The organism is Xanthomonas sp. NCPPB 3583, from assembly GCF_041475715.2.
GTDB classification, from domain to species: domain Bacteria; phylum Pseudomonadota; class Gammaproteobacteria; order Xanthomonadales; family Xanthomonadaceae; genus Xanthomonas; species Xanthomonas euvesicatoria.
The window spans coordinates 2,795,285-2,821,994 of the sequence record NZ_CM191263.1; the positions used below are offsets into that span (position 1 = coordinate 2,795,285).

General features: G+C 65.3%; 24 protein-coding genes and 2 other RNA genes. 12 read left to right on the forward strand and 14 right to left on the reverse strand.

From position 1 onward, the window contains the following. The first annotated feature begins 64 nt into the window (after positions 1–64). Complete coding sequence (locus ACCQ07_RS12360) at positions 65–670, forward strand: DNA-3-methyladenine glycosylase (RefSeq protein ID WP_218559017.1); 606 nt, start codon at positions 65–67, stop codon at positions 668–670. On the opposite strand, the gene ACCQ07_RS12365 is transcribed toward ACCQ07_RS12360, so the two are convergent. Then, positions 610–5,004 carry a DEAD/DEAH box helicase gene (locus tag ACCQ07_RS12365; RefSeq protein WP_372363365.1) on the reverse strand — a complete coding sequence of 1,465 codons (4,395 nt, stop codon included), beginning with the start codon at positions 5,002–5,004 and terminating at the stop codon, positions 610–612. The genes ACCQ07_RS12360 and ACCQ07_RS12365 overlap by 61 nt on opposite strands. A 189-nt stretch (positions 5,005–5,193) precedes the next feature. Between ACCQ07_RS12365 and ACCQ07_RS12370 the strand changes: the two genes are divergently transcribed. Together ACCQ07_RS12370 and ACCQ07_RS12375 are read left to right on the forward strand one after the other, a co-directional pair. Beyond that, positions 5,194–5,270: non-coding RNA, sX9 sRNA (locus tag ACCQ07_RS12370), on the forward strand. A 76-nt stretch (positions 5,271–5,346) separates the two neighbouring features. After that, the gene (locus ACCQ07_RS12375; RefSeq protein ID WP_031423075.1) at positions 5,347–5,727 is read left to right on the forward strand and encodes a DUF3301 domain-containing protein; all 381 of its coding nucleotides are present in this window, start codon (positions 5,347–5,349) and stop codon (positions 5,725–5,727) included. A gap of 192 nt (positions 5,728–5,919) precedes the next feature. On the opposite strand, the gene ACCQ07_RS12380 is transcribed toward ACCQ07_RS12375, so the two are convergent. The 8 genes from ACCQ07_RS12380 to ACCQ07_RS12415 form a co-directional block, all read right to left on the reverse strand. Further along, the gene (locus tag ACCQ07_RS12380) at positions 5,920–6,252 is read right to left on the reverse strand and encodes a hypothetical protein (RefSeq protein WP_008571310.1); all 333 of its coding nucleotides are present in this window, start codon (positions 6,250–6,252) and stop codon (positions 5,920–5,922) included. A gap of 190 nt (positions 6,253–6,442) precedes the next feature. Then, the gene (locus ACCQ07_RS12385; protein WP_008571311.1) at positions 6,443–6,883 is read right to left on the reverse strand and encodes a ClpXP protease specificity-enhancing factor; all 441 of its coding nucleotides are present in this window, start codon (positions 6,881–6,883) and stop codon (positions 6,443–6,445) included. Between the two features lie 78 nt (positions 6,884–6,961). Next, a complete protein-coding gene (locus tag ACCQ07_RS12390) occupies positions 6,962–7,597 on the reverse strand; it encodes a glutathione S-transferase N-terminal domain-containing protein (RefSeq protein WP_005915265.1) in 636 nt (211 codons plus the stop codon). Positions 7,598–8,006: 409 nt separating this feature from the next. Next, positions 8,007–8,765: a cytochrome c1 gene (locus ACCQ07_RS12395; RefSeq protein WP_014090392.1), complete on the reverse strand. Its 759-nt coding sequence runs from the start codon at positions 8,763–8,765 to the stop codon at positions 8,007–8,009. Further along, positions 8,758–10,017: a cytochrome b gene (locus ACCQ07_RS12400; protein ID WP_008571315.1), complete on the reverse strand. Its 1,260-nt coding sequence runs from the start codon at positions 10,015–10,017 to the stop codon at positions 8,758–8,760. The genes ACCQ07_RS12395 and ACCQ07_RS12400 overlap by 8 nt, the downstream gene beginning before the upstream one ends. Continuing rightward, positions 10,017–10,661 carry a ubiquinol-cytochrome c reductase iron-sulfur subunit gene (gene petA / locus ACCQ07_RS12405; protein WP_071117200.1) on the reverse strand — a complete coding sequence of 215 codons (645 nt, stop codon included), beginning with the start codon at positions 10,659–10,661 and terminating at the stop codon, positions 10,017–10,019. Before petA ends, ACCQ07_RS12400 begins: the two co-directional genes overlap by 1 nt. A 506-nt stretch (positions 10,662–11,167) precedes the next feature. Continuing rightward, positions 11,168–12,151, reverse strand: a complete 984-nt coding sequence (locus ACCQ07_RS12410) for a lytic transglycosylase domain-containing protein (protein WP_011347775.1) — start codon at positions 12,149–12,151, stop codon at positions 11,168–11,170. Positions 12,152–12,342: 191 nt separating this feature from the next. Next, positions 12,343–13,308 carry a helix-turn-helix transcriptional regulator gene (locus ACCQ07_RS12415; RefSeq protein WP_057681930.1) on the reverse strand — a complete coding sequence of 322 codons (966 nt, stop codon included), beginning with the start codon at positions 13,306–13,308 and terminating at the stop codon, positions 12,343–12,345. Positions 13,309–13,412: 104 nt separating this feature from the next. Between ACCQ07_RS12415 and ACCQ07_RS12420 the strand changes: the two genes are divergently transcribed. The 9 genes from ACCQ07_RS12420 (at position 13,413) to ACCQ07_RS12460 (ending at position 21,867) form a co-directional block, all read left to right on the forward strand. Continuing rightward, positions 13,413–14,057, forward strand: a complete 645-nt coding sequence (locus ACCQ07_RS12420; RefSeq protein ID WP_057681931.1) for a glutathione S-transferase family protein — start codon at positions 13,413–13,415, stop codon at positions 14,055–14,057. A 38-nt stretch (positions 14,058–14,095) separates the two neighbouring features. Continuing rightward, entirely contained in the window at positions 14,096–15,550 is a 1,455-nt protein-coding gene (gene miaB / locus ACCQ07_RS12425) for a tRNA (N6-isopentenyl adenosine(37)-C2)-methylthiotransferase MiaB (RefSeq protein WP_029819632.1), read from the forward strand. 423 nt (positions 15,551–15,973) lie between these two features. Beyond that, a complete protein-coding gene (locus ACCQ07_RS12430; RefSeq protein ID WP_008571321.1) occupies positions 15,974–16,957 on the forward strand; it encodes a PhoH family protein in 984 nt (327 codons plus the stop codon). Positions 16,958–16,959: 2 nt separating this feature from the next. After that, positions 16,960–17,505: a hypothetical protein gene (locus tag ACCQ07_RS12435; protein WP_031423083.1), complete on the forward strand. Its 546-nt coding sequence runs from the start codon at positions 16,960–16,962 to the stop codon at positions 17,503–17,505. Positions 17,506–17,604: 99 nt separating this feature from the next. Further along, the gene (ybeY, locus tag ACCQ07_RS12440) at positions 17,605–18,090 is read left to right on the forward strand and encodes an rRNA maturation RNase YbeY (protein WP_303401213.1); all 486 of its coding nucleotides are present in this window, start codon (positions 17,605–17,607) and stop codon (positions 18,088–18,090) included. Next, positions 18,090–18,608 carry a hypothetical protein gene (locus ACCQ07_RS12445; protein WP_014090396.1) on the forward strand — a complete coding sequence of 173 codons (519 nt, stop codon included), beginning with the start codon at positions 18,090–18,092 and terminating at the stop codon, positions 18,606–18,608. Before ybeY ends, ACCQ07_RS12445 begins: the two co-directional genes overlap by 1 nt. A gap of 95 nt (positions 18,609–18,703) precedes the next feature. After that, the gene (locus ACCQ07_RS12450; protein ID WP_008571326.1) at positions 18,704–19,582 is read left to right on the forward strand and encodes a CorC family transporter; all 879 of its coding nucleotides are present in this window, start codon (positions 18,704–18,706) and stop codon (positions 19,580–19,582) included. A gap of 14 nt (positions 19,583–19,596) precedes the next feature. Then, a complete protein-coding gene (locus ACCQ07_RS12455) occupies positions 19,597–20,850 on the forward strand; it encodes a lipoprotein N-acyltransferase Lnb domain-containing protein (protein ID WP_372364145.1) in 1,254 nt (417 codons plus the stop codon). Between the two features lie 15 nt (positions 20,851–20,865). Further along, entirely contained in the window at positions 20,866–21,867 is a 1,002-nt protein-coding gene (locus ACCQ07_RS12460) for a magnesium and cobalt transport protein CorA (protein ID WP_011347784.1), read from the forward strand. Between the two features lie 158 nt (positions 21,868–22,025). Here ACCQ07_RS12460 and ACCQ07_RS12465 read toward each other — a convergent pair whose 3' ends face one another. The 5 genes from ACCQ07_RS12465 to ACCQ07_RS12485 all read right to left on the reverse strand — a co-directional run bounded on the left by ACCQ07_RS12465 (position 22,026) and on the right by ACCQ07_RS12485 (position 26,610). Beyond that, a complete protein-coding gene (locus ACCQ07_RS12465) occupies positions 22,026–23,417 on the reverse strand; it encodes an NAD-dependent succinate-semialdehyde dehydrogenase (RefSeq protein WP_372363366.1) in 1,392 nt (463 codons plus the stop codon). A gap of 183 nt (positions 23,418–23,600) precedes the next feature. Next, positions 23,601–24,449: an ABC transporter permease subunit gene (locus ACCQ07_RS12470; RefSeq protein ID WP_008571331.1), complete on the reverse strand. Its 849-nt coding sequence runs from the start codon at positions 24,447–24,449 to the stop codon at positions 23,601–23,603. Continuing rightward, positions 24,446–25,357, reverse strand: a complete 912-nt coding sequence (locus tag ACCQ07_RS12475) for an ABC transporter permease subunit (RefSeq protein WP_218196198.1) — start codon at positions 25,355–25,357, stop codon at positions 24,446–24,448. Before ACCQ07_RS12475 ends, ACCQ07_RS12470 begins: the two co-directional genes overlap by 4 nt. Continuing rightward, positions 25,349–25,415: non-coding RNA, sX9 sRNA (locus ACCQ07_RS12480), on the reverse strand. The genes ACCQ07_RS12475 and ACCQ07_RS12480 overlap by 9 nt, the downstream gene beginning before the upstream one ends. Before the next feature lie 61 nt (positions 25,416–25,476). After that, a complete protein-coding gene (locus ACCQ07_RS12485; protein ID WP_372363367.1) occupies positions 25,477–26,610 on the reverse strand; it encodes an ABC transporter ATP-binding protein in 1,134 nt (377 codons plus the stop codon). Between the last annotated feature and the right edge of the window lie 100 nt (positions 26,611–26,710).

Here is a 26,710-nt window from a genome sequence, read left to right on the forward strand (position 1 = left end):
TCCAGGCCACACCGCTGGGACATCACGTCCGCGCAGCTATGCTTTGGCCATGCCTGCAACGCTCTTGCCCCGCACGTTCTATGCCCACGATGCCCGCCACGTCGCGCCGCAATTGCTCAACAAGGTGTTGGTCAGTGCGGACGGACGCCGCGGGCGCATCACCGAAGTGGAAGCCTACTGCGGCAGCGACGACCCGGCCGCGCACTCGTTCCGCGGCATGACTCCGCGCACGCGGGTGATGTTCGGTGCGCCGGGGCACCTGTATGTGTATTTCATCTATGGCATGCATTGGGCAATCAATGCGGTCTGCGGCGGTGCGCCCGGGCATGCGGTGCTGCTCCGCGCACTGGAACCGCTGGACGGTATCGACCGCATGCAGGCCGCGCGCGGCGCCGCGCCGGTCACCGCCTTGACCACCGGCCCAGGCCGCCTGGCGCAGGCGTTCGGCGTGACCGCCGCCGACAATGGGCTGGATCTCAGCACTGCGGCCGCACGGCTCTGGATCGAAGACGACGGCGTGCCGCCCCCCTCCCATCCAGTGGCAACGCCGCGCATCGGCATCCGCAAGGCCGTGGATGCGCCCTGGCGGTGGGTGGTTGCAGATAGCCGCTATGTGTCGCGTCCGCTTCCGCGCGCGACCGGGAAAGCCACGGTGCTTGCCGGCGATTGAGCCAACCAGCGCTCCATCGGCGATTGCTCGGCCGCGCCCGGTCCGCGCTGTAGCAGACGCAACGCCTGCTCGGCCTGCTCGGGGGTGAGCTCCTGCAAGGCCTGGAAGCGGTCTGCCGCCCAGACCGCCATCGGCAGCCCATCCAGCGAAGCGACGCGGTTGCCCGGCACGCGCGCGACCCGCTCGCCGGGCAGCAGACTGCCGAGCAGGTTGCTTGGGTCGCTGGCACTGACGCAGATCCATTGCTGCGGCAACGGCTGCGCGCGCACACGGCGCAGGGCCGCAATCGCGTCCGGCAACGCAAACTGCTCGCCGGACAGCCCGGCGATAAACCGCCCGCCGCGGATTTCGCCACGCGCTTCCAGCCGTTGATACATGCGCAGCAATTCCCGCCATGGCGGCAGCCATGCGGCCTCGCGTTCGAGCAGCCGCCAGCACACCACGCCGTAGCGCCGCAGCAGCGTGCGCGCGACGTGTTCGAGCGTGTCCTGATGGCACTGCGCGGCTTCGGCAAGCGGCAGGTCGGGCAGCGCCCGCACCGGCGCCCAGCGGCCCGCATCGCGGATGCCCAGTGCGCTGGCACGGCGACGCTGCCGCGACAGTGCCGACGGCCGCTTGGACGCCGGCACCAGCAGCGCGCGCAGGCCGGCATAGCTGTCGCAATGCGCGCGGCCACGCATCACCAGCTCGCTCAAGGCATCTTCCAGCTCGGTGTTCATCAGATGTGCCGCGTCGGCGATTTCGTCGAAGAACAGCGCGCCTTGCTGCTGCAGCACCTGCATGACCCGTTGCGCGCGGGAGCCCAATGGCGCGTCGTCGGCATCGCGCGCCAACGCGCTCCAACGCTGCGCTTCGCGTCGTGGCAGCAGCACGATCGGCGTACTGCGCAGTGCAGCGCCGCTGCGGCCGCCGCCGGGCCGCAGGCGTGCCCACAGCGTGCGCCCGGCAGTGCACAACTCGTCCAGCCAGGCCGGTTGATAGTCGCGGATGCGCGCCGGCAATAGCTCGCTCTCCCACAGCACCGCAGGCGCCTCGAAGCCCTCGAGTTGCCCCACCACACCGGCCAGCGCATCCGGCCCGGCCACCCGGCTGCTGCTGTCCACGTGCTGCCACTCGAACAGAAAACGCGCGTAATCGCGTTGCGATACCGGTTCGATCTCGCGGCGCAGGCGCCCCAGCGTGTAGCGGTGGATGCGTGCCAACAGATGGCGCTCGCACCACTCTTCGCCCTGCACATGCGCATTGAACTGCCCGGCCATGACGTAGCCCTCGCGTTGCAAGGCCGCCAGTGCGAGCGCGATTTCTGCTTCCGGCACCTGCAATGCGTGGGACAAGGCCGGCACCTGTGCCGGGCCGACCGCGGACAAGCGCCCGCGCAGCAGTTCGCGTACCGCCCAGTCGCGCTGCCAGTCGGCAACGCGGCAATCGGCCGGCGCCTGCAACGGCGGCTGCACAGTTGCTTGCCGATACAACGGCAAGAACCAGTCGATACGCTCGGCGCTGACCCACAGCGCCGGGCTGCCGTGCAAGGCAATGCAGCTGGCACGACCCGCTGCGGCCAGCGCGGCCAACCATGCCTGCCACTGCGCGTCGGTAGCCTCTGCGACCGGCAACACGCCCAGCACCACCAATGCCTCGTGCATTTCTTCGGCATCGCGCGGCTGTGGCCAGGCCTCTTCGCACACTGCGGCAATCGCCTGCGGATCGAGCTGGCCCAGGTCGTCGCTGGTCTGCGGCGTGTAGCGGCGACTTTGCACGGCCTGGGTACGGCGTTCTTCCAGTGGCGCATCGTCGAGAAATGCATACGGACGCGCATTCAAGGCTTCGGCGGCCAGCGGCGACGGCGCCGCCAGGTCGCGCGCGACCAGCGTCACCGCGCCCGATTCCAGGCCGCGCAACACCTGCAGCCAGCCGTCGCTATCCATGGCGTGATGCAGGCAATCTTCCAGCGTCTGTGCCACCAACGGGTGGTCGGGCACCTCGCGTTCGCCGACCAGATTCTCCGCACAGGCCACCTGGTCCGGGAATACCGTGGCGAGCAAATCTTCGGACTTCATGCGTTGCAACTGCGGCGCCACCTTGTTGCCGCCACTGAAGCGCGGCAGCGCCATCGCGTTGGTGGCGTTCCAGCGCCAGCGCACGCCGAATAGTGGTGCGTCCAGCAATGCCTGGATCAATACATGCTCGGCCGACGACGAATGCAGGTAACGGCCAACCTCTTCCAGCGCAAAGCTATGACTGGTCGACAGCGACAACACAATCGCATCTTCGGTGGCCGCCGCCTGCAATTCGAAATTGAAGGTGCGGCAGAAGCGCTTACGCAGCGCCAGCCCCCACGCACGATTGATGCGGCTGCCGTACGGCGAATGGATGACCAGCTGGGTACCGCCGCTGGCATCGAAGAAGCGCTCCATCACCAGGCACTGCTGGGTGGGCATCGCGCCCAATGCCGTGCAAGCGTTTGCCAGATAATCCACCAGTTGCCGCGCCGCTTCGGCGGACATCTCCAGCTCGCGCTGCAGCCAGTCGCGCGCCGCCTGGTGCGGCGCGGTGTCCAGCCGCGCGGCAATCTCGCCACGCAGGCGCGACACCGCCGCAGAGAGCTCATCGCTGCGACCCGGCGCTTCGCCCAGCCAGAACGGAATGTTCGGCGGCGCGCCCTTGGCATCTTCCACGCGCACGCGCCCGGCCTCCACGCGCAGGATGCGGTAGCTCGCATTGCCGAGCTGGAACACATCGCCGGTGAGGCTTTCAACGGCGAAATCCTCGTTCACCGTGCCGATCTTTTCGGCCTGCGGTTCCAGCACCACGCTGTAGTCGCCGGTTTCGGGAATGGTGCCGCCGGAAGTGAGCGCCGTCATGCGCGCACCGCGCCGTGCATGCAGGCGCCGGTGCACGGCATCGCGATGCAGATACCCGGCGCGCGGACCGAGGCGGGTGCTGAAGCCATCGCATAACATGCGCACCACGCTGTCGAAGGTGGCACGGCTCAACCCGGCGAACGGCCACGCGCGCCGCACCAGCGCGAACAGCGCATCTTCGTCCCAGTCTTCGCATGCGGCTTCGGCAACGATCTGCTGCGCCAGCACATCCACCGGCGCCGTCACAATGCGCAAGGCATCCAGTTCGCCGCGGCGGATGCTGTCCAGCAGCGCGGCGCATTCGACCAGTTCGTCGCGGGTCTGCGGAAACAGGCGCGCCTTGGGCGTACCGCCGACCTTGTGTCCGGACCGCCCGGCGCGTTGCAGGAAGGTGGCGATCGAGCGCGGCGAACCGAGCTGGCAGACCAGATCGACATCGCCGATATCCAGCCCCAGTTCCAGCGATGCGGTCGCCACCAACACCGTGAGATCGCCGGCCTTGAGCCGTTGCTCGGCCAGCAGGCGCGTCTCGCGCGACAGGCTGCCGTGATGCGCCGACACGCGCTGCTTGCCGAGCAGATCGCCCAGATGCCGCGCCGCGCGTTCGGCCATGCGCCGTGTGTTGACGAACACCAGCGTGGTGCGATGTTGCTGCGCCAGTGCAGCCACATCGGCATACACCTGCAGCCACTGGTCGTTGGACATCACCACGCTCAGCGGCGTGGGCGGCAACGCCAGGGCCAGATCACGCTTGCGTGTGTAGCCGATATCGACGATCTCGCACGGCGGCGGCACGCCGTCTGCGTCGACACCGACCAGGAATTGCGCCACCGTTTCGATGGGCTTCTGGGTGGCCGACAGCCCCACCCGCGTGATCGGCTGCGCGACCAGCCGCTGCAAGCGCTCCAGCGTCAGGCTCAGGTGGCTGCCGCGCTTGTCCGACGCCACCGCGTGGATTTCATCGACGATCACGGTGCGCACATGCTGCAGCGACGCGCGCCCGGATGCCGACCCCAACAGTACGTACAGCGACTCCGGGGTGGTCACCAGAATATGCGGCGGCGTGCGACGCGCCTGCGCGCGCTCGCGCTGCGGGGTATCGCCGGTACGCACCGCGGTACGAATCGGCACATCCGGCAAGCCGCCTGCGACCAGCGCCGCACGGATGCCCTGCAAGGGCGCGTCCAGGTTGAGGTGGATGTCGTTGGACAAGGCCTTCAACGGCGAGACGTAGACCACACGGGTTTCGTCGGGCAACGCACCGCCATTGGCCAGCCCGTCGCGAATCAATGCATCGATGGCGGCGAAGAAGGCCGTCAGCGTCTTGCCCGAGCCGGTCGGCGCGGCCACCAGCGTGTGGCGTCCGGCCTGGATCGCCGGCCACGCGGCGACCTGCGCCGGTGTCGGCGCAGCGAAGGTCTGCGCGAACCACGCAGCGACCACAGGATGGAAGTGTTGCAGGACAGGATGCATTGGCAATGCCCGACACCATTGCTCATCATGACGGCAAGGCGCGCGGATGTAACTCGGCGGGAACCACAATCAATGGGGCTGCGCAGCGGTCCAGACAAGCCACGGGCCAGGCCGGCAGTGAACGATTTAGCGCGGCTACAAAACGACTGCACAGCCGCCAGGCGGGCGCGGCCGGTGCTCGGAATCGGCATGTACCACTCGTACACTCCGGTTCTGAGCGCGCCGTCCGCGCCCACCTGACAGCTGCTCGCTAGGTTTTGTTAGCCGCTCTTAGCGCAATGGTGGCGGCCTCTGCCGTCGGCAAGGCGACGCCTTCGCAACGTTGCGGCGCCGGCCCGGCGATTGTCCGCCGGCCACGTGCCGTGGCACATTGGCGGCATGCCCAGCCTGATTCTTTTCATGATCGCCGGCGCCGCGCTGTTCGCCTTCTGGAACTCCTCGCGCGCGGCTGCCGAACGCGCCGACATTCTTGGCCGCAATGCCTGCCGCGCGGCCGACGTGCAATGGCTGGACCAGAGCGTGCATTCCACCAATATCCGCGTGTGCAGGATGCCTAGCGGCTGGCTGGGCTTCGAGCGCACCTTCCGCTTCGACTATTCCTACGACGGCGTGGATCGCCATAGCGGCAAGCTGGTGCTGCGCGGCGATCAACTGATTGCCTTCACCGGGCCGCAGGTCGCTACCGTCAGGGCATTGCACCCGGAGCAAGAGCGTCTGGAGTGAGGCGCGCAGCTGCAGCTCACCGCGCGCTGACACCTGACATACCTGCAGCTTCACCTGTCTGGGTTACGGCGATTGGCCGGCCAGCTTCCCTCTGGATTCCAGCAATCATCGAGCTGTTGCTGCGCGCTGTCGCCGTCTGTGCACGCGGCTGGCCATTGCATCAGTCGGCGGCACTCCACACAGCCGGCCACTTCATTCCAAAGACGTCGAATCCGCGGGAACGGGCTCGTAGCCATTGTCCCTGCCGCTCAGCCAGCACAATTGCAGCTTGCCCTCTCGACGCAGCTGCGCCTGGGCGAACAGCCACAGCGGATCCAGCAGGTCGGCATCCTTCAACAGACGCGACTTGCCGGCAATTTCCATGCTGAGAAAATGCGCCTCACGCGGCGTGTCGATGTAGCTGCGCGCAATCAGACAACGCTCGCCATCCACGAAGCGATAGATGTCGTACTCGTACGCGTCGTCGAGTGCGCCGGACGGATCCGGCGCGCTGCAATCGACATGACGGGTGCGCTCTACGTGCAATCGAACCCTCCACTTGGCGAGTCTGCAGGTCATACGCTTGCCGCTTTCAGCGCAGCCAACAGAACCTGGGACGCCGTCACCGGTAGCCGTGGACGGCACGCAGGAACTTCAGCTTACACGTGGTCCCTGCTGATTCCACGCACCGGCCTGCACTCGCCTTGCGGCGGCGCAGGCGTGTGGTGTGCTGTCCTTACTTCACCACGCGAAGATGCGGGCGCTTGCCACCGCTGGACGGTTCGTCCGGCGTCGGCGCACTCGGTGGGGGCGAGCCCGGATCCGGCGGCTCGCTGTTGGTGCCGGGGATGTCGTCCGGCAGCGCCATGCCCTGCCCGGTTTCGCGCGCATAGACCGCCAGTACGGCGGCCATCGGCACCATCACCGGGTGGCTCACGCCACCGAAGCGCGCGGTAAAGCTCACGCTTTCGTTGTCCACCTGCAGGCCGACCACGGCACGCTCGGCGATATTCAACACGACGCGACCGTCCTTGACGGCACTGGCAGGCACCTGCACACCGGGCAGGCCGGCATCCACCAAAACGTGCGGCGTCATGCCGTTGTCGTTGATCCATTCGACCAAGGCCCGCAACAGGTACGGGCGATGGCTGGTCATGCGGGGGAAATCTTCGCTCATTGCGTCATTTTACCCGCACATGGCCCGTCGCGGCGGCCACGCGATCGGAAGTCGGTCTGTTGGCATACAGCCGTCGCATCAGCCCGGCAGATCGCGCAGCTTCTTTTCCTGATCGGTCAGGCTGCGGATAAAGCCCGGGTTGCGGAAGATCCGGTTGCCGTAATCCTCGATCGCCTTACCGTCCTTGGGCAGGCTGATTTCCAACGCGTCCAGTCGCCAGATGATCGGCGCCATCGCGCAATCGGCCAGACTCATTTCCGGATTGAGGAAGAATTTGCTGGCCTTGAACAACGGCACCGAGGCGGTAAGCAGTTCTTTCAGACGCTTGCGGCCGGCCTCGGCCTGCGTCTTGTTGCCGAGCTGGATCGCCTGCACTTGCGGCACCCAGTCATGCTCGATGCGCAACATCGCCAGGCGCAGACGCGCGCGCGAAAGCGGGTCGACCGGCATCAGCGGCGGATGCGGATAGCGCTCGTCCAGGTATTCGCTGACCACCGAGGCGGCGTACAGCACCAGGTCGCGTTCGACCAGCGTCGGCACCGAATGATAGGGATTGAGATCGATCAGATCTTCGGGAGGATTTTGCGGGTCGACCGGCACCAGGTCGTAGGTCACCCCTTTCGCCGCCAGGACCAGACGGACCCGGTGGCACAACACGTCGTCGTTGGACGAAAACAAAGTCAAGGTATTCCGCATACGCACACTCGTCGCCATTCAAGGCTCTCCGACGACCGGAATCCGCCGGCCGCATCGGCGCGGCCGGCCCAACGCCGACAGTCACCACGGTCTATCGAGTGTGCAATCACGTCACGCAAAAGCCAAGAGTGATAGGGCTTATTAATGTTCCGATAAGCCAGCTACTGCGCTGCTCCCGCGGGACCGCAGGAGATGTGGGCGCTGCAACCCTGTTGCAGGGATCTACGCTGACGGCCCCGATCGACATGCTGTTCGCTTGCCAACCATCAGCCCGCCCCCTCTCCGCACGGGAGGTGGGGGCTAGCGCTTTCTGCTGGGAGCGCCCGCAAGGCTCGGCGACAAATAGAGGTATCCCAAGCACCTGCGATACCTGCCTGCCCTGCACTGCATTGTTCGCTCCCGCAGCCGATGACGGCCTACGCAGCGTTCAGTGCACGTCCTTCCAGTATTCCTTCTTCAACAAATAAGCGATGAAGGTGAGCAGCGCCAGGAACAGGACCACCCACACGCCCATGCTTTGGCGCTTCAATGCGGCCGGCTCGCCGGCATACTCGAGGAAGTTGGCGATATCGCGCACGGTCTGGTCGAATTCCACCGGTGTTTGACGCCCTGGCTGCCCAAGCTTCAATGCCTCTACCGGCTTGTCGCCGGTGGCCTTGTCGGCCGGGCCGAATTGCGCCTGCTGCAGGCCTTGCAACTCCCATAGCGGGTTGGGCATGGAGGCGTTCGGAAACAGCTTGTTGTTCCAGCCCAGCGGGCGTGTCTGGTCCAGATAGAACGACTTGAGATAGGTGTAGACCCAGTCCGTACCGCGCACGCGTGCAATCAAGGTCAGATCCGGCGGCGCCTTGCCGAACCACTTGGTCGCCGCGTCGTGCGGCATGGTGCCTTCGATATGTTCGCCGACTTTGGCGCCGGTGAAGTTGAGATTGGTCATGACCTCCTCTTCGCTCAGGCCCAAATCGCTGGCCATGCGCGAATAGCGCAGGTACTTCAACGAATGGCAGCCGGAGCAGTAGTTCATGAACAACTGCGCACCACGTTGCAGCGATGCGCGATCGCTCAAGTCATTACCTGCTTGCTGCACCGCCCCGCCTTCGGCCGCCATCGCACCACCAGCGATTACCAGGCCGCAGAGCAAGGCGACCACGCGCGACTTCCATGACGTCACGTTGGAATTAGTCATGGGTCGTCACCCGCTCCGGAACCGGCTTGGTCTTGTCCAGCCGCGTCCACACCGGCATGGTGATGAAGAAGGCGAAGTACAGGAAGGTCAGCACGCGCCCGACATAGGTCTCGTGCGCGTCAGTGCCGGGGCCGGAACCGATCACGCCCAGCCAGACGAAGCACACCACCAGCACGCCCAACGCCAGCTTGGAAATCCAGCCGCGGTAGCGCACCGAGCGCACCCTGGCGCGATCCAGCCAGGGCACCAGGAACAGGATCGCGATGGCCGAGAACATCACCAGCACCCCGCCCAGCTTGTTGGGCACCACGCGCAACATGGCGTAGTACGGCGTGTAGTACCACACCGGCTTGATGTGCTCCGGCGTCACCAGCCGGTTGGCTTCGGTGAAGTTGTCGTGCTCCAGGAACAGGCCGCCGAACGCCGGCGCGAAGAAGATGATGAAGGCAGCGATCAACAGCAGGAATCCAACGCCGACCAGGTCCTTGACCGTGTAATACGGATGAAACGGAATGCCGTCGGCCGGCTTGTGCGCATCCCAGCGATTGCCCTTTGGACCTTTCTTGATGTCCACCCCGTCCGGGTTATTGGAACCCACTTCGTGCAGCGCACCGATGTGCAGCACGATCAACAGCAGCAACACCAATGGCAGTGCGATCACGTGCAAGGCGAAGAAGCGATTGAGCGTGGCATCGCCGGGCAGGTAGTCGCCCATGATCCATTCGGTCAGCCCATTGCCGATCACCGGAATGGCGCCAAACAGCGAGATGATCACCTTCGCGCCCCAGAACGACATCTGCCCCCACGGCAACACGTAGCCCATGAAGGCTTCGGCCATCAGCACCAGGTAAATCAGCATGCCGAGAATCCACACCAGCTCGCGCGGCTTCTGGTAACTGCCGTACATCAAGCCGCGGAACATGTGCAGATACACCACGATGAAGAACAGCGAGGCACCGGTGCTGTGCATGTAGCGGATCAGCCAGCCCCACTCCACGTCGCGCATGATGTATTCGATCGAAGCGAATGCATCGGCGGCGCTGGTCTTGTAGTGCATCGTCAGGAAGATGCCGGTGACGATCTGGTTGACCAGCACCACGATGGCCAGCGAGCCAAAGTAGTACCAGAGGTTGAAGTTCTTCGGCGCGTAGTACTCGCTGATGTGCTTGCGGTACATGGGCATCAGCCCGGGCGCGCGCTCGTTGACCCAATCGAACACGCCATTGGCGGTACGGACCAGAACATTGCTCATCAGGCAGCCCCCGTGGTTTTGGCCGACACACCGGCATCGTCAGGATCGACGCCGATCACCAAGGTGTTGTCGTCCACGTAGTGGTGTGGGGGCACCAGCAGATTGATCGGTGCCGGCACGCCGTCGAAGACGCGGCCAGACATGTCGAAGCGCGACTTGTGGCAAGGGCAGAAGTAACCGCCCTTCCACTGCGGGTCGTAAGGCTCGGGGCGGATTTCGGCGACCATCTCCGGCGAGCAACCCAGATGCGTACACAGCCCCACCAGCACCGAAATGTCGGACTTGATCGAGCGATATTCCGGGTTTTTCAGCACGTACTCCGGCTGCTGATCCTTGTTCTCGGACTTGGGGTCCTTGAGCCGGTCGTCCAGCGACGGGAGCGCGTCGAGCATGGCCTTGGAGCGCTTGACGATCCAGATTGGCTGACCGCGCCATTCAAGGACCATGCGCTGGCCTTCCTGCAAGGCGCTGATGTCGGCGGTGACCGGTGCGCCAGCCAACTTGGCACGCGCACTGGGATTCCACGACTTCACGAACGGAACTGCAACGAATCCTGCTCCGACCGCACCGACCACGGCCGTTGTCGCGGTTAAAAACCGACGACGCCCGATATCAGCAGGTGCGTTAACCCCATCGTTGGCCATCCGGCTCTCCGATCTTGATTAGGTAGCGTGAGGCTGCCAACGGCTGGCGGGGGGTCCAGCCGCGATGAATCGACCGCAGTGTAGCGGAACGCTTAATGCACAGACAACGCAATGTACGCAGTCGGCCCTATGCGATGCAACGGCCCATGCAAGCGGCAGCCGATCCGATGGAGTTCAACGCGCGTGGGAGACGGATGGCTGTGACGTAGTGCCCTTGCGTGGGCTGCAACGGCAATGCGCGCGTGCGGTGGATGCGTGGATATGGTGCAAGCGCAGCAATACGATCGTTCGCGACTGGCTATGGGCGCTGCAACCGATGTTGCGGAGACCGAAGCACTTGCCCCACCGCACTCGGCGCAGCGCCGTGGCAAAGGTTCCCAAGAGCAGCGACCAAGACGTCAAGGAGAGGGCCGGGAATGGATCGCGCAGACGCCGCGGTGCTTATGACATGCCAGGAGCACCGGCCGCGCCCGCCGGGCGGCTGCACGGGCGTTTTGCCAGCCGCTTTAGTTGGCTGCTGTGGCCTGGCCACGATAGCGGCCGGCCAATACGCCCACGCGTTGCACGTAACGCTGGGTTTCGCTATACGGCGGTACGCCGCCGTAACGGTCGACTGCGCCCTCGCCGGCGTTGTAGCCGGCAGCGGCCAGGGTGAGGTCGCCATTGAAGCGTTTCAGCAGCCAGGACAGATACTGCACGCCGCCACGAATATTTTGCGTTGCATCATAGGCATCGCTGACACCGAAGCGGCGCGCGGTGCCCGGCATCAACTGCATCAGGCCTTGCGCGCCGGCACGACTGAGCGCAAGCGGGTTGTAGGCCGATTCGGCGTGGATGATTGCGCGCACGATCGATTCTTCCACCCCGAACTCGCGCGCCGCCGCTGCGATTTCCTGCTGATAGGCGTTGGTGTTGAGTCGGATCGCACCAAAATTGACCCCCGGCTTGGCACCGCAGGCGTAGCAGGTTTCGATAAAGCTGTAATGGATGGTGCGCAGGCCTTCGATGCTGGCGACCTGGCGCGGCCGGGCGCTGGTGTAGTGGCGCACGCCGTCCTTCATATAAGAGTAAACCTGCCCGCTGACGACCCGGCGCGGATTGGTTGCTGCTGCCGCTGGCGGTGTGACGACCGAGACGGACGACTCCGGCAAGGCACGCGGAGCCGGCGCCGAAGCGACCTCTGCAGCGTGCCGCGGCGGCTGGCTGACTGGCTGGCTGATAATGGTGGCCGGCGCGCCGCTGTCGACATTGGCCATGCGGGGCGCGGGGCTGACGGCCAGACGCCCGGCCGAGGGAGATGACGGCAGGCGGCGGGCCGCACGATCGGGGGTATAGCTGCTGATGACGCTGCAGGTGGAGCCGCTCTGGCGCTTGCTCAGGTAACTGGTGATACCGTCAGCGCCGACGCACTTGTACAGCGTGCCGGCGCTGACCGGCGCAGCCGACAACGTGACGAGCATCAGCCCCAGCAATCTTGACATCCCCTTCATGCGCGGAGTGTCCCAGCTTGCCCAGGGCTTGCCAAGTGTCGGCCAGCGTCTGGAGCAGCGCGCAAGGCGCCCGCGCCGCGGCCAGGCGTGCGGGACCGGTGCTCGAAATCCTCAAGTACCCCTCCCGCACTCCCGATGACGCGTTCGCCGCCGCCCGCCTGACGACCACGCGCGATGGTCTGTTGGCCGCCTCACTGGGGCAGCCGGTCCAGCTGCGTGCGCAACATGTCCAGCGCCTGCGTCAAGGTGTGGCGGGCTTGGGCCGGCGCAATCGCGTCGAACGGCAGGTCCAGCAACAACAGGTTGGCCGCCAGCGCGGGCATGCTCGGGGCGCCAAGACCCAGCCAGCAATGTGCGGGACCATCGGCCTGCAAGGCACCCAGCCAGGGCGGGATGCGCGCTGCCAATGCCTCCACCGTGCCGGCCAGACGCACCCGCGCCCGGCACGGAAACGGCGCTTCGCCGATCGCCTTGCGCAATAGCTGTAGCGGCTCTTCGGGCAATGCGCGGGGGGCGAACCGCGCGCCGGTGGCGACCGCCTGATCGATCCGGTCCGCGCGCAGGCTGCGCCAGTCCTGGCGTTCGCAGTCCCAGACCAACAGGTACCAGCGCCGCCCGTAGTTCACCAGCAGCGCCGGCTCGACGCTGCGGGTGATGGCCGTACCCGAATGGCGCCGATAGTCCAGCCGCAGCGTGGCCCGGTCGCGGCAGGCGGCAGCCAACTGGGCAAGCAGGCCCGCATCGACCAGCGATTCCGTTTCGGAAGCCGGCATGCTGGCCATGGCGGCATGCGCGGCACTGGCGCGCTGGCCGCTGCGGCGCGGCAGCAGGGGATCCAGCTTGGCCATCACGCGTGCCGCCGCGGCGTCCATCCCGCGCACCGCTGGCGCGGCGGCGCGCAAAGCGACCGCCACGGTCAGCGCCTCGTCTTCTTCCAACAACAGCGGTAATGCCGCACCGCCCTGCCCCAGGCGGTAGCCGCCGCCGCTGCCGGGCGCTGCATGCACCGGATAACCCGCTTCGCGCAGGCGCTCGATATCGCGCCGCAGGCTGCGCGGATGGATGTCCAAACGTTCTGCCAGCGCCACACCGGACCAACTCCGGCCACCTTGCAGCAGGGAAAGCAGACGCAACAGGCGAGCAGCGGTGGAAGCCATCGCGCCACCGTATTGCGGACAGAAACTGTCCGCAAGTGGTCCGTAAGATCGCGATACCCGCCATCCCCACTCGCATCGCCACCGCAGCCACCCTGGAGACCGCAATGTCCGACGACCGCCACGTCACCCTGTTCCACAACCCCCGCTCTCGCTCGCGGGGGGTCCTGGTCTTGCTGGAAGAATTGGGCGCACGCTACAGCCTGCAGCCCATCGATCTGGAAAAGGAGCAGCAGCGCACGCCGGAATTCCTTGCGATCAACCCGATGGGCAAGATACCGACCATCGTTCACGGCACCAGCGTGGTCACCGAGCAGGGCGCCATCTATCAGTACCTGGCCGAGCTGTATCCGGAGGCCGGCCTGTCACCGGCGCCGGGCGATGCCGACCGTGGCGCCTACCTGCGCTGGCTTGCGTTCTACGGCTCGGCCTTCGAACCGGCGATCATCGATCTTGCGCTCAAGCGTAGCGCCCCGCCGCGCTCGCTCTCGCCTTATGCCGACGCCGACACGGTGCTGCAGGTGGTTGATGCGCAGCTGGCCAAGGGCGATTACCTGCTGGGCGAGCGCTGCAGTGCGGCCGATGTGCTGTGGGGCGGCGCCTTGGCGTGGATGGTGGAGTTTGGCCTGATCGACCCGCCCGCCCCGACCCGCGCCTATATCGCCCGGATGGCCGCGCGCCCGGCAGTGGCGCGCGCCGAAGCCGTCGACGCCGGGCGTGCGGCCGCGGACGGCGCCAGCGCAAGCGGGTAAACTGCGCGGCTCTCTTCTACCCGCCTGGAATAAGCGCCATGCCCGGGACACCCGTTTCCGACCTGTCCGCGGCCGCTGCCGTGGACGCACCCGCCCTGTTGCCCTTGCCCGTCGCGCGCCCATCGGCGCCTGCCGTGGTACGCGGCAAGCTCTATATCAAGACCCACGGATGCCAGATGAACGAGTACGACTCGGCCAAGATGGCCGACGTGCTTGCCGCTTCCGAAGGCCTGGAGCTGACCGACAACCCCGAGGAAGCGGATGTGGTGCTGGTCAATACCTGTTCCATTCGCGAAAAAGCCCAGGAAAAAGTCTTCAGCCAGCTGGGTCGCTGGAAGGCGCTCAAGGCCGGCGGCAAGCCGGTGATCATCGGCGTCGGCGGCTGCGTGGCGTCGCAGGAAGGCGAAGCCATCGTCAAGCGTGCGCCCTACGTGGACCTGGTGTTCGGCCCGCAGACCCTGCACCGGCTGCCGGAACTGATTCGCGCGCGACGCGAATCGGGCAAGTCGCAGGTGGACATCAGCTTCCCGGAAATCGAGAAGTTCGACCGTCTGCCCGAGCCGCGTGCCGAAGGTCCGTCGGCCTTCGTCTCGATCATGGAAGGCTGCTCCAAATACTGCTCGTTCTGCGTGGTGCCCTACACCCGTGGCGAAGAAGTCAGCCGGCCGTTCGAGGACGTGCTGGTGGAAGTGGCGCAATTGGCGGCGCAAGGCGTGCGCGAGATCAACCTGCTTGGCCAGAACGTCAACGCGTACCGCGGTGCGTATGGCGCCGATGCCGGCGACGCCGCGCAGTACGCCGATCTGGGCCTGCTGATCCGCACCATCGCGCAAATCGACGGCATCGGCCGTATCCGCTTCACCACGTCGCATCCGCTGGAGTTTTCCGATTCGCTGGTGGATGCCTACCGCGACGTACCGCAGCTGGCCAACTACCTGCACCTGCCGGTGCAGGCCGGCAGCGACCGCATCCTGTCGGCAATGAAGCGTGGCTACACCGCGCTGGAATTCAAGTCGAAGATCCGCAAGCTGCGCGCAGTGCGCCCGGACATCTCGATCAGTTCGGACTTCATCGTCGGCTTCCCTGGCGAGACCGAAGCGGACTTCGAAAAGACCATGAAGCTGATCGAGGACGTGGGCTTCGACCAGAGCTTTTCGTTCGTGTATTCGCGCCGTCCCGGCACCCCGGCATCGGACCTGCAGGACGACACGCCGGAGGCGGTGAAGCAGGCGCGTCTTGCGCGTCTGCAGGCGCATATCAACGCGCACGCGGCGAGCATTTCGCAATCGATGGTGGGCAGCGTGCAACGCGTGCTGGTGGAAGGCCCCTCGCGGCGCGACCCGAACGAACTGACCGGCAAGAGCGAGAACATGCGCCCGGTGAATTTCCCAGGCAACCCGCGTTTGATCGGACAGTTCGTCGATGTGTTGATCACCGAGGCGATGAGCAATTCGCTGCGTGGCCGGATTCAACTGGACGACAGCGCACAGTGATGGCGCGCGGGCGCTGCGCAATGCAGCGCCCCTTCAAACAACGCGACCACGCGCCGAAGCGTCTCGCGGGAAATGGTCAAAATTTCACCACACATCCGTAGCGCCTTGCAGCGCAAGGCCTCGTCTTACTTACCCACAGGCTTTGCCGAATTCGATCCACATCCTGTGTGGACAACCCTGTCGGTACTGGCGTTTTTTTCGCCACCAACCCGGCAAACCTTGCGCCAGTAAGCGCGGCGAGCTTTATCCACAGGTTAGTGATGCGTGACTCCACAGCGGTTGTGGAAAACCTGCATGCCTGTGCGGACCGGCGCGTCGCCGAGGTGCCGCGCCGCCCGCTGTGTTGGTGGGATCACATGCCGCGCGCTACCCTTTCGCTCCCGCCCTACCGACGCGCACCCAGGTGCGCCGTCCGATCCAACCATGAACGCACCCGCACATCGCGATTTCACCCTGGAACCCGAGGACATCGAGCGCCTGGCCAATCTGGCCGGTCCGTTCGATGCGCATCTGCGCCAGATCGAACTCAAGCTTGGCGTCGAGATCGCCAACCGTGGCAACGTCTTCCGGGTGACCGGACCGGAGCCGGCCATCGCCGCCGCCCAGTCGCTGTTGACCGCGTTGTACGACGAGGCCGCAACCACCACGTTCGACACGCACGCAATCCACCTGCGGCTCAACGATGCCAACCTCGAGCATGTGGCCGAGCGCGCATATCAGGCCCAGGATGTGGCGATCAAGGTCAAGCGCGGCACCGTGCGTGGCCGTGGCGCCAACCAGGCCAAATACCTGCACGCGATCGCCACCCACGACATCAATTTCGGTATCGGCCCGGCCGGCACCGGCAAGACCTTCCTGGCGGTAGCAAGCGCGGTTGAAGCACTCAACGAGTCGCGGGTGCAGCGGTTGATCCTGGTGCGCCCGGCAGTGGAAGCCGGCGAAAAACTCGGCTTTCTTCCGGGCGATCTCAGCCAGAAGGTCGACCCGTACCTGCGCCCGCTCTACGATGCGCTGTACGAAATGCTCGGCGTGGAAAAAGTGGTCAAGTTGCTGGAGCGCAACGTCATCGAAATCGCGCCGCTGGCCTATATGCGCGGTCGCACGCTCAACGATGCATATGTGATTCTGGACGAAGCGCAGAACACCACCATCGAACAGATGAAGATGTTCCTGACCCGCCTGGGCTTCGGCTCCACGGCGGTGGTCACCGGCGACCTTACCCAGATCGATCTGCCCAAGCACGTCAAATCCGGCCTGCGCGATGCGATCGAAGTGCTGCGCGATGTGGAAGGCACCAGTTTCACCTTCTTCGAAGCGCGCGACGTGGTGCGTCACCCATTGGTGCAGCGCATTGTCACCGCCTACGACAAGCGCGATAACGCGCTGCAGCCTCCTGCGGCCGACTGACCGTGCAAGGCCGCGCCCTACTGTTGGGAGTCTGGTTGGCGCTGGCTTGCCATGAACCTGCGCATGCGCAGGCACGCCAGCAGGCCGACACGACCACGCACGTCATGTTGCGGCAGCAACTTGCCGCGTCCTGTGTCTCGGTGGCCGCTGGGCAAGCGACCATCCTGCTGGATCGGGCCGAACTGGAACACCTGGCAGTGGCGAAGGCTGCAGCCGGTGCGGGGGTTGATGAGGATGCGCAGCGACAAGCGCTGCTTGCCGGCACGCGAGCGCAGGCGCTACTTGCCTCTACCGGCAAAGCGCACGACCGCTTCGGCTGCGCGGTGGCTCAAGATGACAAGGAAAGCGCCGACACGCGCTATCTGGTAGGTCGCCTGCTGGAGCGCGGCCAAGCCGCAATCTGGACACAATCGCCACCAGGTTTCGCGCCGGCCCTGGAAGTCAACCGGGTCGATCCGCATTGCCAGAACGGGCCGATGGGCAGTGCGTTTTATCGTGTTGCCAACGGTGGCGCGCTTGTCATGGTGCTGGTCGAGTGCGTTCGCTGATCCCGGACCGGCGGGCCAAGCACGCACACGCAGGCGTCGCCGCAAGACGCTACTCGGGCGATACTGTCACCTCTGTCTGATCTGAATGCTGGTGTTCCCATGACCAAGGGCCCTATCCGCCTCGACGTTGCCGTCAGCTATGCGCTGCCGCGCGCCGGCCTGCCGTCGGCGGTGAGTTTTCGCAAGTGGGTGGCCGCGGCGTTGAAGGGACGCATCCGCGAGGCCGATCTGGCAGTGCGCGTGGTCGACGAGAAGGAAGGCTGCTCGCTCAATCACCATTACCGCGGCAAGGATTACGCCACCAACGTGCTGAGCTTCCCTGCCGAACTGCCGGAAGGCCTGCCCAAGGGCATCAAGATGCCGCTGCTGGGCGATCTGGTGATCTGCGCACCGGTGGTGGCGCGCGAGGCCGCAGAGCAAGGCAAATTGCTGGCTGCGCACTATGCGCACCTGACCGTGCATGGCACCTTGCACCTGCTTGGCTGGGATCACGAAGACGACAAGGAGGCCGAGGCGATGGAGCAACTGGAGCGCGAGATCCTGGCCGACCTCGGCATCGACGACCCTTACGCAGGAGAACACTGATGCGTCTTTGCATTGCCGGCGCCCTGCTGCTGTTGAGCGCGCCCGGCGCCTGGGCGCAGACCGCGCCGGTGCGCCCGGACCTTGCCGCCTTGATCGAATGCCGCCAGCGCATCGGCGATTTCAGCGCGTTGGCGCCGGTACTGGCCGACCCGCTCAAGGCGGTGGCGCTGGGCTGGACGCCGCTGGATCAGTCCAACCTGTTCATGACCGAGTACACGCTCAACACGCCCATTCGCGTGTTCGGCCACAGTACCAATCACATCGCGTTTTCCGGCGCCAGCATCATGGCGATCCTGGACCTGCCCGACCCGCGCCCGCTCGCCAAGCAGCTGGATCTGGAACTGGGCGTGGATAACGCCGAGAAGGTCATGTACGGGCGCGAGCTGGTCAGCGAAGACACCACCAATCCCAAGACCGGCGAGGCGATGATCGAATCGGTCGTGCTGAGCGTGACCAACGTCAAATCGCACCCGGGCAAGACCGTGGTCGGCTGCGGCTACAGCCTGGATCTGCCCTGAGACCGGACAGGTAACGGCGCATCCACAGCGCCTTGCCGGCTTCCTGCTAGACTGGTGGCTAACGCCTGGTTTGCCGGGTGCCCTTCCCCGTCACGATGTCCGAAGACGACAGTAGCCAATCCCCAGAAACACCGGAAAAACGCCGTAGCTGGCTCGAGCGCCTCAGCGCTGCCTTCTCCGGCGAACCCCACACCCGCGACGAACTCGTCGCCTTGCTGCGGACCGCCGAACAGGACGGTCTCATCGCCGCAGACACCTTGCGCATGATGGAAGGCGCGATCTCCGTGTCCGAGCTCACCGTGGGCGATGTGATGATCTCGCGCTCGCAGATGGTCTCGCTGCCGGTGGAGGCGCGTTTCATCGACCTGATGAAGCAGGTGGTCGAATCGGGCCATTCGCGCTTCCCGGTCCACGGCGAGAACAAGGACGAAGTGCTCGGCATCCTGCTGGCCAAGGACCTGTTGCGCGGCGTGGTGGCCGACAACGGCCCGGGCAACGTGCGCGAACTGCTGCGCCCGGCGGTGCTGATCCCGGAGTCGAAGAAGCTCAACGTCCTGCTCAAGGAATTTCGCCTTTCGCGCAATCACATGGCGATCGTGGTGGACGAATACGGCGGTGTTGCCGGGCTGGTCACCATCGAGGACGTGCTCGAGCAGATCGTCGGCGAGATCGACGACGAGCACGACGATGCCGAAGAAGAGAATTCGCTCATTGCGATCCAGGCCGATGGGCGCTATGTGGTCGATGCGCTGACGCCTATCGAAGACTTCAACGAACGCTTTGGCGCCGAGTTCCCCGACGACGAGTACGACACCGTGGGTGGGCTGGTCACCGATGCGATCGGGCACCTGCCCGAAACCGGCGAAGAGTTGACGCTGGGGCGCTTTGCATTCCGCGTGGCCAAGGCCGATGCGCGGCGCGTGCATGCCTTCCACGTCACCATTCTGCCGCCCGATCCGCAGGACGACGCTTGAACCTGTCGCATGGCATGACCGCTGCAGCGCCGGCGCGCTGCAGTGCCCGGCGTTGGGCTGCGTGCTGGCTGCTGGCGTTGCTGTCGCTGTTGGTGAGGCCGGCGTCCTTCGCGCAGGCGCCCGCCCCGGAAGCCGACCCTGCGTCCCAGTCGGCGCCGCGGATCGGCGTGGTGACCATGCAACCGGGCGAAGTGTTTTTCGAACGTTTCGGCCACGATGCCATCGTGGTGGTCGATCCGCGCACGCAGCAGGCCACCTCGTACAACTTCGGCTTCTTCGACCCGAGCGAGCCGGACTTCATACCGCGTTTTGCGCGCGGCGAAATGATGTATTACCTGGTCGCGCTGCCACTGGAAGAAGACCTGTCGCAATATCGCGATGCCGGGCGCGGTGTCAGCATCCAGTGGCTGGATCTGCCGCCAGACCAGGCGCGCGCGCTGGCCGAGGGCTTGGCGGTGCGTAGCCAACCGGAAAACGCGCGCTATCACTACGATTACTTCATGGCCAACTGCGCCACCATGGTGCGCGACACGTTGGACCGTGCGATGGGCGGCGCGCTCAAGTCGCAGCTGGCCGGCCGTTCGCGCGGCAACACCTTCCGCAGCGAAGCGGTGCGCCTGGCCTCCCCTGCCCCGTGGATGTGGCTGGGCTTCGACCTGGGCCTGGGACCGTACGCCGATCGCCCCTTGTCGCGCTGGGAAGAAGCCTTCGTGCCGATGCGGCTGGCCGACAGCCTGACCCAGGTGCACAACAGCGCCGGTCGCCCGTTGGTGCAATCCACGCAGGTATTGCTGCCGCATCGCATCGCGCCCGAGCCCGCCGAACAGCAGCGACACTGGTGGCCGTGGTTGCTGACCGGGCTCATCGTGGCCGCAGGCGTGCTGGCCTTGGGCCGCAGGCAGCGCCTGCTGGCTGGACTGGCGTTACCGTTCTGGCTGGTGTGCGCCATCGGCGGCGGCCTGCTGGTCTATCTGTGGGGATTCACTGCCCATCAATCGGCATGGGCCAACCGCAACCTGCTGCTGGTCAACCCGCTGTGCGTGCTGCTGTGGTTCGGTGGCATACGGCTGCAGCTGGGCCATCGGCCGGGCCGCTGGTTCAACGTGCTGTCCTGGGTGGTGGCGGCGTGCGCGCTGGCCGCGTTGGTGATCCATTGGCTGTCCTTCCAGGCGCAGGACAACCTGCAATGGGTGATGCTGCTGTTGCCGATCCACACCGCACTTGCCATTGCCCTGCGACCGCGTGACCTGCCCGCACGTACGCGCTGATTGAAGGATGCGCTCATGAACAGCAACGGCCATCATCCCGATAATCCGTCCTGCGTCATCACCTGCGCTTATTACGACGGCGACGGCAAGCGCCACGACATCAGCCTGGAGCACATCAGCGACGTGCTGCAGCGGCCGGATGGCTTCGTCTGGGTGGGGCTGTACGAGCCGCAGGAATCGGTGCTGCGCAAGTTGCAGGACGAATTCGGCCTGCACGATCTGGCGATCGAAGACGCGCTCAAGGCGCATCAGCGCCCCAAGGCCGAGAGTTACGGCAACTCGCTGTTCGTGGTGGTCAACACCGCGCAGCTGGTCAACGAGCGCATCCGCTATGGCGAGACGCACGCGTTCCTGGGAAGGCGCTTCCTGTTGACGGTACGGCATGGCGCGTCACTGTCGTACGCGCCGGTGCGGCATCGGGTCGAACGCGAGCCGGCGATGCTGCACATGGGCGCGTCGTTCTGCCTGTACGGCGTGCTCGATTTCGTGGTCGACAATTACCTACCGATCATGGACGAGTTCCGCGACACGCTGGAACGTCTGGAAAAAGACATCTTCGCCGACGACTACAAGCGCGAGACGGTGGTGCGCCTGTATGAGCTCAAGCGCGAACTCAACAAGATGCGGCTGGTGGTGGCGCCGTTGCAGGACGTGCTCTCGCACCTCAAGCGCAATCCCGGCTCCCTGATCCACGAAGAAGTCGGCATTTACCTGCGCGACGTGCTCGATCACGCGGTGCGCATCAACGATGCCATCGACACCTTGCGTGAAATGCTGGGCACGGCGCTCAGCGTCAACCTGTCGATGGTGACGCTCGCTCAGGGCGAAACCGTCAAGCGCCTCGGTGCCTGGGCCGCCCTGTTGGCCGCCCCTACCCTGATTACCAGCTGGTACGGCATGAACTTCGCCCACATGCCCGAACTCGACGCCCGCTACGCCTACCCATTGCTGGTCGCCGGCGTCGTGGGCTCGTGCCTGGTGCTGTATCGCCTGTTCAAGCGCGCCAAGTGGCTATAGGGCCGCTGCGCGGCCCGGGATTCGGGATTGGGCATTCGGGATTGGTTTGAGCAGTTGGCAGGTTGTTGATTTTCAACCTAGGCCAGGGTGCTCATAAGTCGCGAGCGCCTGCTCTTGCGAATCTCCAATCCCGAATCCCGAATCCCGATTCCCCGCCATCAAGCCACATAGATCGTCTTGACGTTCATGAACTCATGGATGCCGTGCTCGGCCAGTTCGCGGCCGAAGCCGGAGCGCTTGATGCCGCCGAAGGGCAAGCGCACATCGCTCTTGACCACTGAGTTGACGAACGCCGCGCCGCACTGCAGCTGCTGCGCCACGCGCTCGCCGCGCTTGGGGTCGGCCGTCCACACGCTGCCACCCAGCCCGAAGCTGGTGTCATTGGCCACGCGCACCGCTTCGGCCTCGTCGGCCACCCGGATGATCGAAGCGACCGGGCCGAAGAATTCTTCGTCGTATGCCGGCATGCCGGGGGCGACGTTGTCGAGGATGGTGGCCGGATAACCGGCATGCGAGCCGGCGACCGGTTCGCCGCCCAGCAAGACCTTGGCGCCCTTCGCCACGCTGGCCTGCACCTGCTTGTGCAATTCCTCGCGCAAGTCGGCACGGGCCATTGGCGCCAGCGTGGTGCTGTCCTGCTGCGGGTCGCCCACGATGCGCTTGGCTGCCGCTGCCACGAAGCGCTCGATGAACCGGTCGGCGATCGCATCCACCACGATGAATCGCTTGGCGGCGATGCAGGTCTGCCCACTATTGTCGAAACGTGACTGCACGGCCGATGGCACGGTGTGCTCCAGATCGGCGTCTTCCAGCACCACGAAGGCATCGCAGCCGCCGAGCTCCATCACGCACTTCTTGAGCTGGTCGCCCGCATTGGCGGCCAGCGAGCGACCGGCGCGTTCGCTGCCGGTCAGCGTTACCGCAGCAATGCGGGCATCACGCAGGACATCGGCAGCCTGGTCGTTATCGATATGCAGGACATCGAACACGCCCGGCGGAATGCCGGCGGCGTCCAGCACCTCTTTCATGGCGTCAGCGCAGCGCGGCACGTTGCTGGCGTGCTTGAGCAGCGACACGTTGCCGGCCATCAGGCTTGGTGCCAGGAACCGGAACGCCTGCCACAGCGGGAAATTCCACGGCATCACTGCGAACACGCAGCCCAGCGGTTCGTAGCGCACATAGCTGGATTGCGCTTCGGTGGGAATGTCGCGCGGCGCCAGATAGTCGGCGGCGTGCTCGGCGTAGTACGCGCAGGCCTGCGCGCACTTGTCGACTTCGGCCAGGGCCTCGGCGCGCAGCTTGCCCATCTCGGCGGTCATGATGCGTTGCAGGTCCTCGCGGCGCTTGGTCAGCTCCTCGCCAATGCGGCGCAGCAAGGCGCCACGCTCGGCCAGCGGCAACGCGGCCCAGGCCGGAAATGCCTTGGCGGAAGCGGCCAGACGCGCTTCGATGGCAGCGGCGTCCAGGGTCTGCTGGGTGTGCTCGACCTGGCCGTTGGCGGGGTTGACGGTGTCGTAGGACATGACGGTCTCCTGTTGCGAGGCGGTCATGCTAGACGCCGGCAAGTTCGGGGCGCGTCACAATCGCCTGAAACTGCTGCAACACTGTGTTCGCAAGCACCACGGCCGCCACCACACTGGATGCATGCAGCCGCATCGGTTTTCGAAGCAGTGCTGCCGAAGGCTTACTTGCCCTCGCACGCCTCTGCACCTCGCGCGCCCCTGCGGAAGCGCTCAACCTTCGCGTTGCAACGCCAGCTGCGCATCGCGCATGCGGCGCTTTTCGCTGCGCGCCAGCAGCCACCAGCCAATCACCGCGGCAATCGACACCGCCAGCACCATAACCGTGGCCAGCGCATTGATCTTGGGGCTGATGCCCAGCCGCACCGACGAAAACACCTTGATCGGCAAGGTGGTGGAACTGGGCCCGGCCAGGAAACTGGCGATCACCACATCGTCCAGCGACAGCGTAAAGGCCAGCAGCCAGCCCGACGCCAGGGCCGGCGCGATGATCGGCAAGGTGATCTGGAAAAACACGTGCAGCGGCGTGGCACCGAGATCCATCGCGGCTTCTTCCAGCGAGCGGTCCAGTTCCTGCAGCCGCGAAGAAATCACCACGGTCACGAACGAGACGGTGAAGGTGACATGCGCCACCCAGATCGCCACTGCGCCGCGCGGCGCGATGCCGAGCACGCCCCCCATCGACACCAGCAACAGCAGGATCGACAGACCGATGATGACTTCGGGCATCACCAACGGCGCGGTGATCAATGCGCCGAACAGGGTTTTGCCGGGAAACCGCCGCAGGCGCACCATCGCCATGGCGGCCATCGTGCCCAGCACCGTCGATGCGCAGGCCGTCCAGAACGCCACCTCCAGGCTGACCCAGGCTGCGTCGAGCAATTGCCGGTCGCGCACCAATTCGCCGTACCACTTGGTCGAAAACCCGCCCCACACCGTTGCCAGGCGCGAGGCGTTGAACGAATACACCATCAACAACAGGATCGGCAGGTACAGGAAGCCGAAACCCAGCGCGAGCACGCTGCCGCCGAGCAGGCGCCCACCGCGCGAAGCGCGCATCATGTCAGCCGCCCTTCCAGCTCACGCTGCTGGTAACGGTGGAAGATCACGATGGGCAGCAACAGCAGCAACAGCATCACCGTGGCCACGGCCGCTGCCACCGGCCAGTCGCGGTTATTGAAGAACTCGCCCCACAGCACGCGCCCGATCATCAGGGTGTTCGGCCCGCCGAGCATTTCCGGGATGACGAACTCGCCCACCGCCGGAATCATCACCAGCATGCAGCCGGCCACGATGCCGTTGCGCGATAGTGGCAAGGTGATGCGCGCGAACGCCTGCCATGGCCGCGCGCCCAGGTCGTAGGCCGCTTCGAGCAGGCGCTGATCGTGCTTGACCAGGTTGGCGTACAGCGGCAACACCATGAACGGCAGATAGCAGTACACGATGCCGATATAGGCGGCGATCGGCGTGTACAACAACTGCAACGGCTGCTTGATCACACCCAGCGCCAACAGCACCTGATTGAGCACGCCATTGCCATCGAGAATGCCGATCCACGCGTATACGCGGATCAAAAACGAGGTCCACGACGGCAGCACCACCAGCATCATCGCCACGTTGCGTGTGGCCAGCGGCAGGCGCGCGATCACATACGCCATCGGATAACCGATCAACAACGCAAGCGCCGTGGAAATGGCCGCGATCTTGATCGAACTCAGGTAGGCAGCCACGTACTGGCTGTCGCGCAGCAAGGCCAGATAGTTGCCCAGATGCAGCTTTAGGCTCATCGCACCGTCGGCAGCAACCGCCAATAGCGGCGTATACGGCGGCATCGCGGTGGCGCGCTCGGCGAAGGAAATCTTCAGCACGATCAAAAACGGAATCGCGAAGAACACCAGCAGCCATAGATACGGTGCGGCGATCACGCCCCAGCGCGCGCCCGGCAACCCACGGCTAAGAGTGGCTAGCAGAACGTAGCGAGCAGCCGCCAGGGGGGCGCGCAGGAACCGCAGTGTACGAGTGGTACATGAGGATTCCGAGCACCGGCCGCGCCCCCCTGGCGGCTGCGCAGTAGTTTTGCTGGCCGCTCTCATGCGGTGAGCACCACGCCGTCGTCTTCGCCCCACCCGACCCACACGGTGTCGCCCCAGGTCAGCGCTTCGCTGGCCCAACGCTGGCGATTGGCGAAATTGGCCATCAGCTTGACCCCGCTGGGCAAGCGCACGTGGTAGACCGAGTGGCTGCCGAAATAGGCGATGTCTTCGATCACGCCCTGGGCCTTGTTGCAGGCCTGGGCCGGCTCGTCCTTGCCGATGGCGAGCTTTTCCGGGCGCAGCGCGAACGCCACTGCCTGCCCTTCGAAGCCGGTGATGCCGTGGCCGATGCGGATGCAGGCATCGAACGCAGGCGTTTTCAAGGTGACGTACTCGGGCGCGTCGTCAGCGATGAGCGCATCGATCAGATTGATCGAGCCGATGAACTCGGCCGCAAACCGGTTGGCCGGCTGCTCGTAGATTTCATCGGGCGTGCCCACCTGCTGGATCCAGCCCTGGTCCATCAGCGCGATCCGGGTGGCCATGGTCATGGCCTCTTCCTGATCGTGGGTGACCATGACGCAGGTCACGCCGGAGGTTTCGATGATGTTGACCAGTTCCAGCTGCATCTGCGAGCGCAGTTTTTTATCCAGCGCACCCATCGGTTCGTCCAGCAACAGCAGCTTGGGGCGCTTGGCCAGCGAGCGCGCCAGGGCCACGCGTTGCTGCTGCCCGCCGGAGAGCTGGTGCGGCTTGCGCTTGGCCAGCGCGCCAAGCTGCACCAGTTCGAGCATCTCGCCGACGCGGCTGGCGATCGCAGCCTTGGGCAAGCCTTCCTGCTTCAACCCGAAGGCGATGTTCTGCTCCACACTCATATGCGGAAACAGCGCGTACGACTGGAACATCATGTTGATCGGGCGCTCGTACGGCGGCAGTGCGTCGATCGGTTGACCATCCAGGACGATGCGCCCCTTGGTCGGCCGCTCGAACCCGGCAAGGCAGCGCAACAGCGTGGATTTGCCGCTACCGGAACCACCGAGCAACGCGAAGATCTCGCCCTTGCGAATCTGCAGGCTGACGTCGTCGACCGCGACGAAGCCGTCGAACTCCTTGCGGACCGCGTCGATGCTCAGGTAGCCGCCGTCGCCAGCGGTGAGGTGGGGCTGCGGGGTGGCCTCGGGTGATGCCATTGAACCTCTCGATTGCGCATTGCATGCGCCACAACGGCCAATGCCGACCATGATGGCAAAACCCGGACGCGGCCGCGCATGGGCTGCCGCGTCGCAGATT

What these genes read in the sequence shown, in the direction of transcription:
- ACCQ07_RS12365 (WP_372363365.1), bottom strand. Translation starts at nt 5,004, where the DNA reads ATGCATCCTGTCCTGCAACACTTCCATCCTGTGGTCGCTGCGTGGTTC.
- ACCQ07_RS12385 (WP_008571311.1), bottom strand. Translation starts at nt 6,883, where the DNA reads ATGAGCGAAGATTTCCCCCGCATGACCAGCCATCGCCCGTACCTGTTG.
- ACCQ07_RS12390 (WP_005915265.1), bottom strand. Translation starts at nt 7,597, where the DNA reads ATGGCGACGAGTGTGCGTATGCGGAATACCTTGACTTTGTTTTCGTCC.
- ACCQ07_RS12395 (WP_014090392.1), bottom strand. Translation starts at nt 8,765, where the DNA reads ATGACTAATTCCAACGTGACGTCATGGAAGTCGCGCGTGGTCGCCTTG.
- ACCQ07_RS12400 (WP_008571315.1), bottom strand. Translation starts at nt 10,017, where the DNA reads ATGAGCAATGTTCTGGTCCGTACCGCCAATGGCGTGTTCGATTGGGTC.
- petA (WP_071117200.1), bottom strand. Translation starts at nt 10,661, where the DNA reads ATGGCCAACGATGGGGTTAACGCACCTGCTGATATCGGGCGTCGTCGG.
- ACCQ07_RS12410 (WP_011347775.1), bottom strand. Translation starts at nt 12,151, where the DNA reads ATGAAGGGGATGTCAAGATTGCTGGGGCTGATGCTCGTCACGTTGTCG.
- ACCQ07_RS12415 (WP_057681930.1), bottom strand. Translation starts at nt 13,308, where the DNA reads ATGGCTTCCACCGCTGCTCGCCTGTTGCGTCTGCTTTCCCTGCTGCAA.
- ACCQ07_RS12420 (WP_057681931.1), top strand. Translation starts at nt 13,413, where the DNA reads ATGTCCGACGACCGCCACGTCACCCTGTTCCACAACCCCCGCTCTCGC.
- miaB (WP_029819632.1), top strand. Translation starts at nt 14,096, where the DNA reads ATGCCCGGGACACCCGTTTCCGACCTGTCCGCGGCCGCTGCCGTGGAC.
- ACCQ07_RS12430 (WP_008571321.1), top strand. Translation starts at nt 15,974, where the DNA reads ATGAACGCACCCGCACATCGCGATTTCACCCTGGAACCCGAGGACATC.
- ybeY (WP_303401213.1), top strand. Translation starts at nt 17,605, where the DNA reads ATGACCAAGGGCCCTATCCGCCTCGACGTTGCCGTCAGCTATGCGCTG.
- ACCQ07_RS12445 (WP_014090396.1), top strand. Translation starts at nt 18,090, where the DNA reads ATGCGTCTTTGCATTGCCGGCGCCCTGCTGCTGTTGAGCGCGCCCGGC.
- ACCQ07_RS12450 (WP_008571326.1), top strand. Translation starts at nt 18,704, where the DNA reads ATGTCCGAAGACGACAGTAGCCAATCCCCAGAAACACCGGAAAAACGC.
- ACCQ07_RS12455 (WP_372364145.1), top strand. Translation starts at nt 19,597, where the DNA reads ATGACCGCTGCAGCGCCGGCGCGCTGCAGTGCCCGGCGTTGGGCTGCG.
- ACCQ07_RS12460 (WP_011347784.1), top strand. Translation starts at nt 20,866, where the DNA reads ATGAACAGCAACGGCCATCATCCCGATAATCCGTCCTGCGTCATCACC.
- ACCQ07_RS12465 (WP_372363366.1), bottom strand. Translation starts at nt 23,417, where the DNA reads ATGACCGCCTCGCAACAGGAGACCGTCATGTCCTACGACACCGTCAAC.
- ACCQ07_RS12470 (WP_008571331.1), bottom strand. Translation starts at nt 24,449, where the DNA reads ATGATGCGCGCTTCGCGCGGTGGGCGCCTGCTCGGCGGCAGCGTGCTC.
- ACCQ07_RS12485 (WP_372363367.1), bottom strand. Translation starts at nt 26,610, where the DNA reads ATGGCATCACCCGAGGCCACCCCGCAGCCCCACCTCACCGCTGGCGAC.